Genomic DNA, 13,004 nt, shown 5'->3' with positions numbered 1-13,004 from the left:
TTCAGGCGAGGTGGCGCAGGGCCGCCTCGTCGCCGGGGCCGCCGCGCTCGGCGAGCCCCCGGGCGACCTGCTCACGCACCTCGGCGTCCTTGTGCGCGTCGTACTTGAACTTGCCCCGGACCTCCGTCACGGCCAGCCGCAGGCCCTGCAGCCCGGCCAGCAGCCTCGGCAGGGCGGCCGGGTCGCCGTGGCCGGGCTCCAGGTCGCGGAGCTGGGCGCGCAGGATCTCCAGCTTGCCCTCGGGATCGGCGACGATCTCGGCGTGGCAGGTGAGCTGGACCGAGGAGTAGTAGGTCGTGGGGACGCCGAGCGAGGGGTCGGTGCCGGGCTCGGCCCGCCACCGGCCGGCGATGTACGCCCACGGGCCCGCCACCGACAGCAGAACCGCGGGGTTCTCCTCGACGGCGGACCAGATGGGGTTGGGCCTGGCCAGATGCAGCCAGACCGTCCGATCGTCCACGAGCAGGAACTGGGTGGGCACCACGACGGGCACGTCACGGCCTCGGCCGGCCGCGATCAGGTGCCCGAACTGGTGGTCCTTGACGTACGCGAGCGCCTGGTCGTGGGTGCCCGCGTCCCACGGGTGGATCAGCATGCGGTGACCATACAAGACGCTCTTCGAGGCTGTCGTACGGGTTTCCTACGCGCAGGCCGATTCGTACACGCGGAGCAGTTCCTGGCTGACGCGCTCCCAGGAGTAGCGCGAGCGGGCCCGGTCGGCCCCCGCGTACCCGAGCGCGGTGCGCAGCGTCGGGTCGGTGAGCAGCTCACGGGCCAGCCGCGCGGTCCTGGCGGGCCGGTCCGGCGGCACCAGCAGGCCGGTGACGCCGTCGATGACGGAGTCGAGGTGGGCGCCCACGGCCGAGGCGATCACCGGCACGCCGCAGGCCATCGCCTCCAGCGCCACGATGCCGCTCGTGGTCTCCCGCGGCACCGACACCACGGCGTCGGCGCTGCGCATCAGCTTGGGCACCGAGGCGCGCTTGACCTGGCCCAGCATCGTCACCCGGTCGGAGACGCCGAGCTGCTCGGCCAGGGCGCGCAGACGCCGCGCGTCCCTGTCGTCCTCGAGCTGCTCGGGGTCGGGGCCGCCCGCGATCACCAGCTCCACGTCCGTCAGGCCCGGCAGCGCGCGGACCACGGTGTGCGCGCCCCGGTCGGGGGAGAGCGGGCCGACGTGCAACAGCCGCTTACGGGTGCCGCGCACGGCCGTCAGGCCCTGGCGGTGAAAACGCTCGGTGTCCACGCCGTAGGGCACGATCGCGATGTGGTTGCGCGGGACGCCGATCCTGATCAGCGCCGACTCCTCGTCGCCCGAGCCCGCGATGACCACCCTGGCCCTGCGGCCGAGTGCCCGCTCCAGCTTCAGATGCGCCGCGTCGACGGTGTGAAAAGTATGGGTGACCGGCACGTCCAGGCCCTTCGCGCCGGTGACCGCGGCCAGGCCGCAGGTCCACGAGTGTGCGTGGATCACGTCGGGGCGGTCCTGCTGCCACCGCTTCATCAGATGGTCGCCGACGTCGTTCAGGAACGGCACGACATCGGACGGGCTCAGGCTGCGGGCCGGCCCCACGCCGATGTGCTCCACCGTGACACCCGGGGCCACCCTCGTCCTGGGTTTGCCGTCGGCGCTCTCACGGCGGGAGTAGATGGTGACGTGGTGCTCACGCCCGAGCTCACGGGCCACCGAAAGGATCTGGTGGCGCCTGTTGCCGGAACCGGAAGCGACGATCGCGATATTCATGGCACACCTCAGCGTTGAAAGCCTTCAAGGTGTGCCTGCGTCTTAGGCACGTCGTTCTACGGCAAGACGATACCCACTTTCCGCTGATCCGCAAACCCTGCCGAATCAGACACCGCGCAGGGCCAGCACCACGATCTCGTCCCAGACCTGCCCGCCTGAGAAGGCGCTGCGGTCCTCCTCGATCGCCTTGACCACGGTGGACGGCCCCTGACCGGCGCACCTGCCCAGGACGTCCGCCAGCCGCTCCTCGCCGTACGGCTCGCCCAGCTCGTTCCTGGAGGAGATGAGGCCCTCCGAATAGAGCACCAGCGTCTCGCCGACGGCCAGCGTGATCTCCTCCGTGCTCGTCTCCGCCTCCGGCGCGATGCCCAGCGGCACCCCGCCGCCCGCGGTGAAGCGCACGTAGCCGTCGGGCTGCACCAGCGCCGCCGGATGGTGACCGGCCGAGGACATGCGGATCCGGCGGCCCTTCACGAACCCGGCCACCGCCATCACGAACAGGCCGGTGCCCTGCTCGACCAGCGCCTCGTTGACCTTGCGCACCACCGGGTCCGGGTCGGACTCCCAGACGCTGAGCACCCGCAGCCCGCCCCTGACCATCGCGCTGACCGACGCCGCCTCCTCGCCCTTGCCGGCCGCGCCGCCCAGCGCGAAACCCCAGCCGCCCCCGACCGGGAACACATCGTAGAACTCGGCCCCGACCGACGAGCCGGGACGGTAGACGGCGGCGGCCTCGTACCCGGGCACGTCCGGCAGGCTGCGCGGGGCGACGCTGGCCGACAGGGCGTCGGCCGCCCGCGAGCGGCTCTGGAAGCTGCTCTGCGCCCTGGCCGCCAGGCCGAGCTGCATCCCGACGTCCTGCATGACGCTCAGGTCCGCCAGCGTGAACGGCGGCCGGTCGTGCGCGCGCACCAGCGTCAGCGCGCCGTCGCCGTCGCCGATCGGCACGCACAGCAGCGATCCGGCGCCCATCACGGTCAGCAGCGGCCCCTCGGCGCAGAACCCGAGCAACGTCTCGTCGTCGACCATCTCGTGCACCACGCCCGAGCGGCGCTCCAGCACTTGCGTCACCACCTGCGCGCCGGCCGGGGCGGTCGCCTCCACCTGCCGGACCAGCTCGGCCACCGGGAGGTTCTTCGGCCCGGCCACGATCGAGCGCCGGGGCAGCCCGTCACGGACCATGTCCGCGATCACCCAGTCGGCCCATTCGGCGGCCAGCAGCCGGGTCGCCCTGGGCAGCGCCACCGGCTGGCGCAGCGCCTCCTCGTCCAGCAGCAGCCTGCCCATCCTGGCCAGCAGGTCCTGCCGTCTGGCCGCGGCCATCAGCAGCGCGCCGTCGGACAGCTCGGGCCGCCGGGAGCCAGGCTCGGGCAGCTGCACCTGCGTCGGCAACGCCACCACGGCCACCATCTGCTGCGGCTCACCGGGCATCGTCAGCCGCGAGATCGCCAGCTGCACCGTGTGCGTCCTGCCCTGGTGCGACAGCCGCGTCTCGAACGCCGCCGGCTGCCCGATCTGCAGGACCGACGTCAGGTGGGACCGGAACGCCGCCCTGCGCGACACGTCCACCAGCAGCGGGAACGACCGGCCCACGAGATAGCCGTCGGGACTGCCGAGCATCCGTGAGGTCTCGGGGTTGATCCGCCGGACCATGCCGCCGCCGTCGAGCACGATGACCGGCACCGGAAAGGCCCGGAACACCTGGCGCAGCAGCTTCAGCTCCCGCTGCGACCCGTCCTTCTTCCCGGCGGGCCGCCGGGGCGCCTTGCTCAGCTGCTCGCGGGCCTCGGCCAGCAGCTCGGCCGCGGTGTCCAGCTCCGCGAGCGCGGCGTCCAGGGTGGGGCCGAGGTCCGCGGGATAGGCGGCCCTCGCCTCACGCAACGACGCGACACGCCCCTCGAGTGCGTCGAGGGCGTGATCGAGGTCCGGCATGGTCATCCTCTGACGCTACGCCACACGGGATAATGGTAGCCATAAGGGGTAGGGGCTTGAATGTTATGGAATCCACCGCGATGATCACTCCCGGGCTTGCCCGTAACCTGGCCACGCTCGGCCGGCTCGGCGAGGACACCTCGACCGAGAGTGTGCTGCGCGGCCTGACCACGGCGCTGGCGGCCGGCGTGCCCGGCTGCTCGGGCGGCTCGGCGGAGCACTGGCGCGACCACCGCGTCCTGGTGTCCGGCTCGCACAGCGAGCTGATCATGCTCGTCGAAGGCGAGCGCGAGCTGGGCGAAGGGCCGTCCGTCGAGGCCAGGAAGACCGGCGGCCGGGTCGCCGTCGCCGACGTGCTCGCCGACAGCCGCTGGCCGCGCTACGCCGCCCTGGCCACCCGCTGGGGCGTGCGCTCGGTCCTCGCGGTCCCCATCGAGGTGGCCCCCGTCCTGCTGATCGTGGGCCTGTACTCGGTACGGCGCGGCGCCTTCTCCCCGCAAGGCGCCCAATCGCTCGCCGGCATGCTGACCGAGCAGGTCGGGGTGGCCATGGCCAACATGTGGGACTTCGAAGAGGTGCGCACCGACGCCGCCCAGATGCAGGAGGCCCTGGCCGGCCGGGCACTGATCGACCAGGCCAAGGGCATCATCATGCAGACCAGCGGATGCACGGCCGAGGCCGCCTTCGAGGAGCTGCGCCGGATCTCCCAGCATCATCAGGTGAAGGTCGCCGACCTGGCGCGCCTCCTGGTCGAGGAGCACCAGCGCAAGAATCGTCGTTAGCCGATGGCGGCCAGGGCGTCGTCGAGCGTGTCGTAGATCGGCAGCCTCTGGGCCAGTCCGGTGATCCACATCACCTTGGACTTCGAATACTCCACACCGATCAGGGCGAACTTGGTCCCCGAGGTCAGGCTCGTCTGCCAGTGGTGGACGATCAGCCCCAGGGCGCGCGAGTCCATGAACGTCACCCCACCGAGGTCCAGGATCAGATCCGGGTCGGCCAGCGAGAGATAGTCGGCGAACTGTTCGCGCGTCGTGGCGTCAAGGACACCGTCGACCTTGATCACAGAGACCTCGGCCACTGTCGACGATGTCAGGGTCAGGGCCGCCACGGACCCGTCGCCGTTCTCGGGCATTGTCACGGGGCAACATTACCGAAGTCCGCAGAAAGCCTTGGCCTTCAGGCATTGAGCTCCCCCAGCAAGTCAAGAGGGGATATTTCCGGGGAGATGGGGGATACTGGAGGAGAAGTCCAGCAGAGGGCTTCCGTCTCGAAGTAGAGCGAGGCGTGCCTCTGCATGGGCTTTTTCTCATGTGGGGGGCGCCCGAAACCCAGATGAGGAGCAGCCATGGCTGCGCAGACACTCGTCCTCGAAGAGATGACCGCAGAAGAGCTTCTGGCCGAGATGGTCAGGGAAGACGCCCCTCACAGCCAGCGGGAACGGGTGCGCGAACGCATCGTCGAGATGCACCGGCCGCTCGCCATGGAGATCGCCAGGCGCTACCGCTACCGCGGCGAGCCCCTGGAAGATCTCCTCCAGGCCGCCTACGTCGGCCTGATGAAGGCCATCAACGGCTTCGACCCGACCCTCGGCCACGCCTTCAGGGGATACGCGGTCGTCACCATGACCGGAGAGGTCAAACGTCACTTCCGCGACCGCACCTGGGCCATCCGGGTGCCCCGCCTCTACCAGGAACGCCGCTCCGAGCTGAACCGGCTCGTCGCCGACCTCAGCCAGGACCTCGGCCGCTCACCGACCATCGCCGAACTGGCGGCCAAGATGAACATCTCCGAGGAGGACGTCCTGCTCACCCTCGACGCCTCCGCGGCGTACAGCACGCTCTCCCTCGACGCGCCGCTGGGCACCGAGGACGACGCCGCCTCACTCGGCGACGTCATCCCGGAGGACGACGACACCCTCAGCACCATGGTCGACCGGGAGGCGGTCAAGCCGCTGATCGACGCGCTGCCGTCGAGGGAGAAGCACATTCTGCTGCTGCGGTTCTTCGGCAACATGACGCAGGCCGAGATCGCGGCGGAGTTCGGCATCTCGCAAATGCACGTGTCCAGGATTCTCCGTAAGGTTCTCGACCAGCTGCGCGCAGAGCTTCTGGTCGGTTGAGAAGGCGGTTGCCGGGTGATGAGAGAGGACGCGGATCCTCGGGTGGGCTCCACGGGCCCGCCGCCCGGTGCGCCCGTACGACGACTCCGTTTCCGGCTCCCGGACCTGCCTCGGGTCCGGGAGTTCGCCGAGTCCGGGGCCCGTGACGTCGGCATGTCCGAAGAGTCCGTCAACGACTTCGTGATCGCCGTCAACGAGGTGGCCACGAACGCCGTCACCCACGGCGCCGGCGACGCCCAGGTGCGCACCTGGCCCGACAGCGGCGACCTCGTCGTCGAGGTGCACGACGAGGGCGACTGGAAGGCGGGGCCGACGCCCGGGGCGGTGGGCGGCATGGGGCTGTGGGTGGCCCGGCTGCTCTCCGCCGACCTGACGCTGCGCATCGGCGGCCGTGGCAGCACGGTGATCATGCGGTTCCCGGCCAGGGCCTGACAGTGACGGCTCGACAACGACGCGTGCGGCGCACCCGGTCATCCGGGTGCGCCGCGTCAGTGAGGTCGTACGACGGTCAGGTGATGGTCAGCGGCGGGCGCGTCCTCGCCATCCGCCACTGGTCTTGAAACTGGCCGTGCCGATGCCGGCCTGGTGGAGCGCCAGCAGGGTCAGGCCGAGCAGGATGAAGGTCGTCCCGGAGATGCCTCCGGCGATCTGGGTGTCCAGCAGGTCGAGCAGGAAGCCCAGGCCGAAGATGATCGCTGCGACGATGGCGAGCATGTCAGGTCACCTCGTTCTCGGTTCGGAAAGGGCCAGCAGGCGTTCGAGCACGCCCCGGTAGTCGCGCAGCGCCAGGCGGAGCTGCTCGGTGTCGCCGCCGTCGGCGCTCTTCCAGCGCTCGCGCAGCTCTCCCGTACGTGCGGTCAGCGAGCCGGTGAGGGCCTCGACGACCTCTTCCACCAGCTCGTCGGCCCGGTGAACGGCCTGGCCGGGGTCGTCGACGAACGAGGCCTGCAGGTCGCGCCAGCGGGCCTGCGCCTCGGTGGGGTCCTGGTCGAACAGGACGATCTCCTTGGGGGCCGCGTGCGCGGGGGTCTCGTCTGTCGCGCCGCCCTGGCCGGTCTCGGTGACGACCACGGTCTCGGAGTCCGTGTCGGCACTGGTCCCGGTCTCGGGGGTGATCCTGCTGCCGGGGTCGGCACCGGCTCCGGTCGTGGGGTCGGTAGTGCTCCCGGGCCTGGGGGCGGCCCTGGTGTCGGCGTCGGCCGCGACCAGCATGTCGCCGTCCGTGTCGGCGTAGGGGGCACGGTAGGTGGGGTCTTCGTGGTCGTCCTGTGTGCCGTCATGGGCGGCTTCCGCCCGTTGCGACGGCACTTTGAGCTCGTCGCCGTGCATGTCTGTCACCGTCCTCGGGAGGTCTCGTGGAGCAGCTCCTCGAACAGCTCGCGGTAGTGCACCATGGCCTGGCGCAGCTCCTCGGTGGAGGCCGCCTTCCTGGCCGCGCGCCCGCTGATCTCGTGAGCCTTGCGATAGTGGTCCAGCGTCGTCGCGTGACCCACCGACAGGTCGGACAACCGCTGCTCGAAGTCCTCGGTCGGGTAGCCCCGCTCGGCCATGACGGCGGCGACCAGCTGGTCGGCCTCCGTCACCGCGAAGCCGGGGGAGTCGACGAAGCGCTCCTGCACCTCGGTCCAGCGGTTGGCGTAGGTCTCACGCGACTCCTCGGGCAGCGGCCGGATGTCGAGCTCGGCGTGGCGCTGCTCGCGGGCGAGCAGCTCCTGCTCCACTTCCCGCTTGTTGTCGTGCTCGGCCATCATGCGCTCGTACTCGGGGCCGAAGCGTTCGCGCAGGTGCCCGCGGCGCTGCTGCTGAACCACGACATAGCCCACCGCGGCTACCGCGACCACCGCGAGAACGACGACGGCCACCCAGATGAAGGTGGTCATGATGTTCGCCTCCGGTCTCTGTGTTGAGACCGGCGTCTGCCCGGGAACGGGCTCGCGAAACGCCCGTTTCAGCCCTTTTGCAGGGCTTCTCTGGCCGCTGCCAGCACGGATGCGACGTGCGAGCCGGATGCGCCTGCGGGGACCTCGGTGAACCCGGCCGCCGGGTCGTAGCTCACGTCGAGCCCGGCGCCGACGAGCCGCTCCGCCCACCGCAGCGCGGTGTTGAGCCGCTCGGCCGCGGGCGGCTTGCCCTGCGCCGCCGCCGACAGGTTGCGCAGGTTGGTGGCGGGCCCGGACTGGGCGTGCGCGCGCGCCAGCTTCCACGGTACGGCGCGGCTGTGGTCGAGCATCGGCTTGGCCAGCCCGGCCGACCGTTTGGCCTGCAGCACGCCGGACTCGCTCACCCCGAAGCGCGCGGCCAGCTCCTGCACGCTCAGCCCTTCGGCGACGAGCCTGGCCAGCTCGTCCCGATCGATCGTCGGCCTGCGCCCCACCCGGCCACCTCCGCTTCCCATGACTCCTGAGACTACGGTGCCCGCCCGTCGTCCAGGGGCGTCGAGCACGGATCGCGTGGCCCGCAACCGTGATAGTCTTTCTCCTGCGCAACCGAGGGAATCCACCACATTCACCACGGCTCTGAGCAGCAGTTTCCGGGGTATGGCCCAGCTTGGTAGGGCGCCTGACTGGGGGTCAGGAGGTCATCGGTTCGAATCCGGTTACCCCGACGCATGGAGAGGCTCGATCGACGGACACCGTTGATCGAGCCCTTTCTTGTTTCCGCCCCGATCGGCTTCCCACCGCAATCGACTTTCCGGCCCGTACGGCTTCCGCCCCGTACGTTCTTCCGGCCCGTACGGCGACGCGTGGTGGTGCGGGCGACCGGCTCCGAGCAGGGCCCATAGGGTGTTCCCATGGGCATGGTGGGGACGGTCGGCCTGGTGCTGCATCCCAGGCGCGACTCCAAGAAGGCGATCGACACGATCCTGAGGTGGGCCGCCGAGCGCGGCGTCACCGTGCTGGGGCTGCCGGAGGAGGTGGGCCGGATCGACTGCAGCGCGGTGTCGGTGGACGCCGACTCGCTGGTGGAGCGGGCCGACCTGCTGGTGGGCCTCGGCGGTGACGGCACCATGCTGCGCACGATGCGGCTGATCGCCGGGCGGGACACGCCGGTGCTCGGGGTCAACATGGGGCGGCTCGGCTTCCTGGCCGAGATCGACGTCGAGGAGCTGCCCGCCACCCTGTCGGCCATCGACGGCAACCGCTACACCATCGAGCCCCGGATGGCGGTGCGCACCAGACTGTCGGACACGGCGGAGCTGACCGCGTTCAACGACATCGCGCTGGTCCGCATCCCGGGGGACGGCCTGGCCGCGGTGACCATCACGCCGGCCGGTCATCCGTTCGTGAACTACGCCGCCGACGCGGTGATCGTGGCCACCTCCACCGGCTCGACCGCCTACAGCTTCTCGGCCGGCGGGCCGGTCGTGTCGCCCCGGGTGGAGGCGGTGCTCGTGGTGCCGGCGGCGGCCCACTCCTCCTTCAACCGGGCGCTGGTCCTGCCCGCCGACGAGGAGGTGGAGCTGGAGCTGCTGCCGTCCAGCGGGCGGCTGGCGGTCGAGCTGGACGGGATGGTGGTCGGCCATCTGCGGCCGGGCGACCGGATCACGGTGACCGCCATGCCGGGCGCGGCCAAGGTGGTGCGTCTCGGCACCACCTTCTACGAACGCGCGCGGCGCAAGCTGCGGGTGGACGGCAGCGCCGAGGTGGGCTGAGCGGGCGAGCGGCGATGCCGGGCCGACCGGGACGGCGGCTCGGCGTGCTCCTGCGGGCCCGGCCGGCCGTACGGGTCGGCGCGGTCCCGGGGGGTCCACAGGTCGTGCGGGTCCGGGCGGTCCGGGCGGTCCGGACGGTCGTCCGGGTCGGTGTGGTCGTGCGGGCCGGGGTGCGCGCGGGTGTCCGGCGGGTCGCGGCGGGCCGTGACGAGGGCGGCCAGCGCGGTGGTGATCGGCACGGCGGCGATGAGGCCGAGCGTGCCGACGACGCTCCGGGCGATCTCCTGGGCCAGGACCGGCGTCGTCAGCACCTCGCCGAGCGGCTGCTCGCCGATGCTGAAGAGCAGCAGCAGGGGCAGCGAGGCGCCCGCGTAGGCCAGGATGATGGTGTTGATCACCGAGGCGATGTGCGCCCGGCCGACCCGGCTGCCCGCCCGGTAGAGGCGGCGGAACCCGTAGGAGGGGTTGGCGGCGGCCAGCTCGGCGACGGTGACCGACTGGGTGACCGTCACATCGTCGAGCACGCCGAGCGCGCCGATGATGATGCTGGCCAGCAGCAGCCCCTGGGTGTCGATCGACAGGCTCATGTCCAGGGTGAAGGAGCTGTCGTCGGTGATGCCGTTGAGCCGGGCCAGACCGATCGCGGCGTAGGACAGGGCTCCGGTGATGACCAGGCTGGCCAGCGTGCCGAGCAGGGCCATCGACGTCGCCAGCGTGAAGCCGTGGGTGAGGTAGAGGACGGTCAGCATGATCGCCGCCGCGCCCACGATGGCCACCAGCATCGGCGGCCGGCCTTGCAGGATGCCGGGGATCACGAAGGTCAGCAGCAGCACGAACGTGATCGCGAGCCCGGCCAGCGCGGTGACGCCGCGCCAGCGGCCGAACGCGATCACGGCCAGCGCGAAGGCCGCGCCGAACAGCCACAGCGGGGTCGACCGGTCATGGTCGGACAGCTGGTAGGCGGGCGTGCCGGGCTCGGCTCCCGGATGGTGCAGCAGGATCACGTCGTCGCCCGGGGTGAAGCGCTGCGAGCCGGGACCGCTGGGCAGCGAGAGCGTCACCCGCTTGCCGCCCTCGACCTGCACCGTGGCCTTGCCGCAGGTGGCCGGGTGCGGCTTGGGCGCTCCCGGCTGGGTCTCGCCGCAGGGCTCCAGGGTCACGGTGCTGATCGTGCCGCTGAGGCGCTGGAAGCCGGTCTCCTGGACCGTCTCCGTCCTGCTGTCGGGCCAGAGCCAGACCAGCGCCACCAGCGTGGCGATCGCGAGCGGCAGCAACACTGCCAGCGTGGCGACCACCGCCCGCCGTGACGCGGGTACGGCGGTGCCGTGCGCGTGATTGGCGCCCATCCCGAATCGCCCTCCCCGTGGACTTCGGGATGAGACAGTACTGCACCTCGACCTGCTGGGTAGACAGCTCGCATGACGACGCTGGTGGGCACCTCCGGATGGCAGTACCGGGACTGGCGTGGCGTGCTCTACCCGCAGGACGTCCCGCAACGGCTCTGGCTGGAGACCTACGGCGAGCGGTTCGGCACGGTCGAGAGCAACAACGCCTTCTACCGGCTGCCGTCCCCGGAGACGTTCGCCTCCTGGCGCGAGCGGACCCCGCACGGCTTCGTGATGGCCGTGAAGGCGAGCAGGTTCCTCACCCACATCAAGCGGCTGGCCGACCCGGAGGAGCCGGTCGAGCGGCTGATGACGGCCGTGGCGGGGCTGGGGGACAAGCTCGGCCCGATCCTGCTGCAGCTCCCGCCGACGCTGAAGGCCGATCCGGGCAGGCTGGACCGGTGCCTGGGCTGCTTTCCCGGCCGGGTGCGGGTGGCGGTGGAGTTCCGGCACCCGTCCTGGTGGACGGAGGAGACGCGCAAGGTCCTGGAGGCGCGCGGGGCGGCGCTGTGCTGGGCGGACCGGCTCGGCAGGCCGCAGAACCCGTTCTGGGACACCGCGCCCTGGGGGTACGTGCGGCTGCACGAGGGCCGCGCCACCCCCAGGCCGTCGTACGGCGACACGTCGCTGAAGACGTGGGCCAGACGGGTGCGCGAGGCCGGCTGGCGGGACGCGTACGTGTACTTCAACAACGATCCCAACGCGGCGGCCGTGCGGAACGCCGACCGCTTTGCCAAACTCATCTGAGTGCGTACACGCCTGTATCGAAACGGCCGTCTGGAGAAGGAGGGCTTCCCCGTCGCGGAGGTCTCCGACTACGTGGCCGACCGGCAGAACGTCGTCTGGTTCGACCTGTGCTCCCCGACGGCGGCCGAGCTCGCCGTGGTCGGCGAGGAGCTCGGGCTGCACGAGCTGGCGGTGGAGGACGTGCACAACGACCATCAACGCCCAAAAATCGATATTTACGACAATCACCTGTTCATCACCGTTTATGCGGCGCGCCTCGACGGCGAGGACGTCGACCTCGACGAGGTCGACGTCTTCGTGACCGCCAACGCCCTGGTCACGGTGCGGCAGAGCGACCACTTCGACATCCACGAGGTGCTCCGGCGCTGGGACTCCGCCCCCCACCTGGCGGGCTACGGCGTCGCCTTCCTCCTGCACGGCCTGCTGGACTACGTGGCCGACGGCCACCTCACCGTGGCCCAGGGGCTCGACACGCAGGCCGAGGCGCTGGAGGACGCGCTGTTCGACGAGGGCCCCGCCGACAGCCGCGAGCTGCAGCGCAGGATGTACGGCCTGCGCAAGGCGACGGTCACCTTCCGCAAGATCACGATGCCGATGCGGGAGATCATGGGCACGCTCCGCCGCGACCAGGAGCTGGTCGCCGAGCCCAAGATGGACCCCTACTTCGAGGACGTCTACGATCACGTGCTGCGCACCACCGAATGGGTCGAGTCACTGCGCGACCTGCTCGCCAACATGCGTGAGACGCGCCTGGCCCAGCAGGGCTTCCGGCTGAACGAGATCATGAAACGGCTGACGGGCTGGGCGGCGATCATCGCGGTGCCGACCGCCATCACCGGTTTCTACGGCCAGAACGTGCCCTATCCCGGCGAGGGCGAGCCATGGGGCTTCTGGATGTCGCTGCTGCTGGTGGCCGTCGCCTCGGTGGCGCTGTACGCGGCGTTCAAGAAGAAGGACTGGCTGTAGGGCGGCGGGCACGGACCGCCCCGGTCGTGCGACGTCAGCTCCACCGCCACCCGCACCCGCCGCGCCCCCGACGCCGGATACAGCGGCAGGCAGCGCCCGCCCGCCAGCAGCGTCCTGCGGCCGATGGGGGTCGCGAGCAGCGGCAACTCGTCGTACGTCGCGGGCACGGCCAGGCGCAGCAGCCACCGCCCGCCCGGCGTCCGGCTCCGCTCGCCGTCGACCGCGTAGTAGTCGAGCACGCCGCCGCTGTCCGAGACGACGGCCCGCATGGTGAAGCGGCCGTCCTCGACGGTGAAGATCTCGGCGGAGGGGGAGTGGTAGACGCTATGCACATAGCCGATCGCGAACACTCCTGAGCGGGGGAGGACGAGGCCGTTCACGGCCAGGCGGCCGGCCCCGCTCCCGGAGCCCGCCGCCAGCACCGCCGCCAGCACCAGCAGGAACCTGATCAGGCCT

The 13,004-nt window shown here is 71.0% G+C and carries 16 protein-coding genes and 1 tRNA gene; 7 read left to right on the top strand and 10 right to left on the bottom strand.

Going from position 1 to position 13,004, the window contains the following annotated elements:
* Position 1: 1 nt before the first annotated feature.
* The 3 genes from ACIBQX_RS04475 to ACIBQX_RS04465 all read right to left on the bottom strand — a co-directional run bounded on the left by ACIBQX_RS04475 (position 2) and on the right by ACIBQX_RS04465 (position 3,682).
* Complete coding sequence (locus ACIBQX_RS04475) at positions 2-595, bottom strand: FMN-binding negative transcriptional regulator (protein ID WP_397000512.1); 594 nt, start codon at positions 593-595, stop codon at positions 2-4.
* 45 nt (positions 596-640) lie between these two features.
* Positions 641-1,744 carry a glycosyltransferase gene (locus ACIBQX_RS04470; protein WP_397000510.1) on the bottom strand — a complete coding sequence of 368 codons (1,104 nt, stop codon included), beginning with the start codon at positions 1,742-1,744 and terminating at the stop codon, positions 641-643.
* A gap of 105 nt (positions 1,745-1,849) precedes the next feature.
* Entirely contained in the window at positions 1,850-3,682 is a 1,833-nt protein-coding gene (locus ACIBQX_RS04465; RefSeq protein ID WP_397000508.1) for a SpoIIE family protein phosphatase, read from the bottom strand.
* A 59-nt stretch (positions 3,683-3,741) separates the two neighbouring features.
* Between ACIBQX_RS04465 and ACIBQX_RS04460 the strand changes: the two genes are divergently transcribed.
* Positions 3,742-4,458, top strand: a complete 717-nt coding sequence (locus tag ACIBQX_RS04460; RefSeq protein ID WP_397001532.1) for an ANTAR domain-containing response regulator — start codon at positions 3,742-3,744, stop codon at positions 4,456-4,458.
* Here ACIBQX_RS04460 and ACIBQX_RS04455 read toward each other — a convergent pair.
* The gene (locus ACIBQX_RS04455) at positions 4,455-4,811 is read right to left on the bottom strand and encodes an STAS domain-containing protein (RefSeq protein ID WP_397001530.1); all 357 of its coding nucleotides are present in this window, start codon (positions 4,809-4,811) and stop codon (positions 4,455-4,457) included. The genes ACIBQX_RS04460 and ACIBQX_RS04455 overlap by 4 nt on opposite strands.
* Positions 4,812-5,024: 213 nt before the next feature.
* Between ACIBQX_RS04455 and ACIBQX_RS04450 the strand changes: the two genes are divergently transcribed.
* Complete coding sequence (locus ACIBQX_RS04450) at positions 5,025-5,798, top strand: SigB/SigF/SigG family RNA polymerase sigma factor (RefSeq protein WP_397000506.1); 774 nt, start codon at positions 5,025-5,027, stop codon at positions 5,796-5,798.
* A gap of 18 nt (positions 5,799-5,816) precedes the next feature.
* A complete protein-coding gene (locus ACIBQX_RS04445; RefSeq protein ID WP_397000504.1) occupies positions 5,817-6,230 on the top strand; it encodes an ATP-binding protein in 414 nt (137 codons plus the stop codon).
* An 87-nt stretch (positions 6,231-6,317) separates the two neighbouring features.
* Here the strand turns inward: ACIBQX_RS04445 and ACIBQX_RS04440 are convergent, their stop codons facing one another.
* The 4 genes from ACIBQX_RS04440 to ACIBQX_RS04425 all read right to left on the bottom strand — a co-directional run bounded on the left by ACIBQX_RS04440 (position 6,318) and on the right by ACIBQX_RS04425 (position 8,193).
* Positions 6,318-6,512: a hypothetical protein gene (locus tag ACIBQX_RS04440; protein WP_397000502.1), complete on the bottom strand. Its 195-nt coding sequence runs from the start codon at positions 6,510-6,512 to the stop codon at positions 6,318-6,320.
* 6 nt (positions 6,513-6,518) lie between these two features.
* On the bottom strand, positions 6,519-7,127 hold the full coding sequence (locus ACIBQX_RS04435) for a hypothetical protein (RefSeq protein ID WP_397000500.1): 609 nt from the start codon (positions 7,125-7,127) through the stop codon (positions 6,519-6,521).
* Between the two features lie 5 nt (positions 7,128-7,132).
* The gene (locus ACIBQX_RS04430) at positions 7,133-7,678 is read right to left on the bottom strand and encodes a hypothetical protein (RefSeq protein WP_397000498.1); all 546 of its coding nucleotides are present in this window, start codon (positions 7,676-7,678) and stop codon (positions 7,133-7,135) included.
* A 68-nt stretch (positions 7,679-7,746) separates the two neighbouring features.
* Positions 7,747-8,193 carry a hypothetical protein gene (locus ACIBQX_RS04425; RefSeq protein ID WP_397000496.1) on the bottom strand — a complete coding sequence of 149 codons (447 nt, stop codon included), beginning with the start codon at positions 8,191-8,193 and terminating at the stop codon, positions 7,747-7,749.
* A gap of 136 nt (positions 8,194-8,329) precedes the next feature.
* On the opposite strand from ACIBQX_RS04425, the gene ACIBQX_RS04420 reads away from it, so the two are divergent.
* Positions 8,330-8,403, top strand: a tRNA-Pro gene (locus ACIBQX_RS04420).
* 186 nt (positions 8,404-8,589) lie between these two features.
* Positions 8,590-9,450, top strand: coding sequence for an NAD(+)/NADH kinase (locus ACIBQX_RS04415; RefSeq protein WP_397000494.1), 861 nt, complete (start codon positions 8,590-8,592; stop codon positions 9,448-9,450).
* On the opposite strand, the gene ACIBQX_RS04410 is transcribed toward ACIBQX_RS04415, so the two are convergent.
* Positions 9,396-10,796 carry a YibE/F family protein gene (locus ACIBQX_RS04410; protein ID WP_397000492.1) on the bottom strand — a complete coding sequence of 467 codons (1,401 nt, stop codon included), beginning with the start codon at positions 10,794-10,796 and terminating at the stop codon, positions 9,396-9,398. The two genes, ACIBQX_RS04415 and ACIBQX_RS04410, sit on opposite strands and share 55 nt — an antisense overlap.
* Positions 10,797-10,868: 72 nt before the next feature.
* Between ACIBQX_RS04410 and ACIBQX_RS04405 the strand changes: the two genes are divergently transcribed.
* Together ACIBQX_RS04405 and ACIBQX_RS04400 are read left to right on the top strand one after the other, a co-directional pair.
* Positions 10,869-11,582 (top strand): DUF72 domain-containing protein, encoded by a 714-nt coding sequence (locus tag ACIBQX_RS04405; RefSeq protein WP_397000490.1) that lies wholly within the window; start codon positions 10,869-10,871, stop codon positions 11,580-11,582.
* The gene (locus ACIBQX_RS04400; RefSeq protein ID WP_397000488.1) at positions 11,583-12,548 is read left to right on the top strand and encodes a magnesium transporter CorA family protein; all 966 of its coding nucleotides are present in this window, start codon (positions 11,583-11,585) and stop codon (positions 12,546-12,548) included.
* Here ACIBQX_RS04400 and ACIBQX_RS04395 read toward each other — a convergent pair.
* Positions 12,443-12,982 carry a DUF1850 domain-containing protein gene (locus tag ACIBQX_RS04395; RefSeq protein ID WP_397000486.1) on the bottom strand — a complete coding sequence of 180 codons (540 nt, stop codon included), beginning with the start codon at positions 12,980-12,982 and terminating at the stop codon, positions 12,443-12,445. The genes ACIBQX_RS04400 and ACIBQX_RS04395 overlap by 106 nt on opposite strands.
* Positions 12,983-13,004 lie beyond the last annotated feature (22 nt).

Origin of the sequence: Nonomuraea sp. NPDC049714, assembly GCF_044465295.1 — a bacterium.
Classification (GTDB): domain Bacteria; phylum Actinomycetota; class Actinomycetes; order Streptosporangiales; family Streptosporangiaceae; genus Nonomuraea.
Note: the sequence above shows the minus strand (reverse complement) of the source record. Positions and strands in the feature narration are given on the sequence as shown.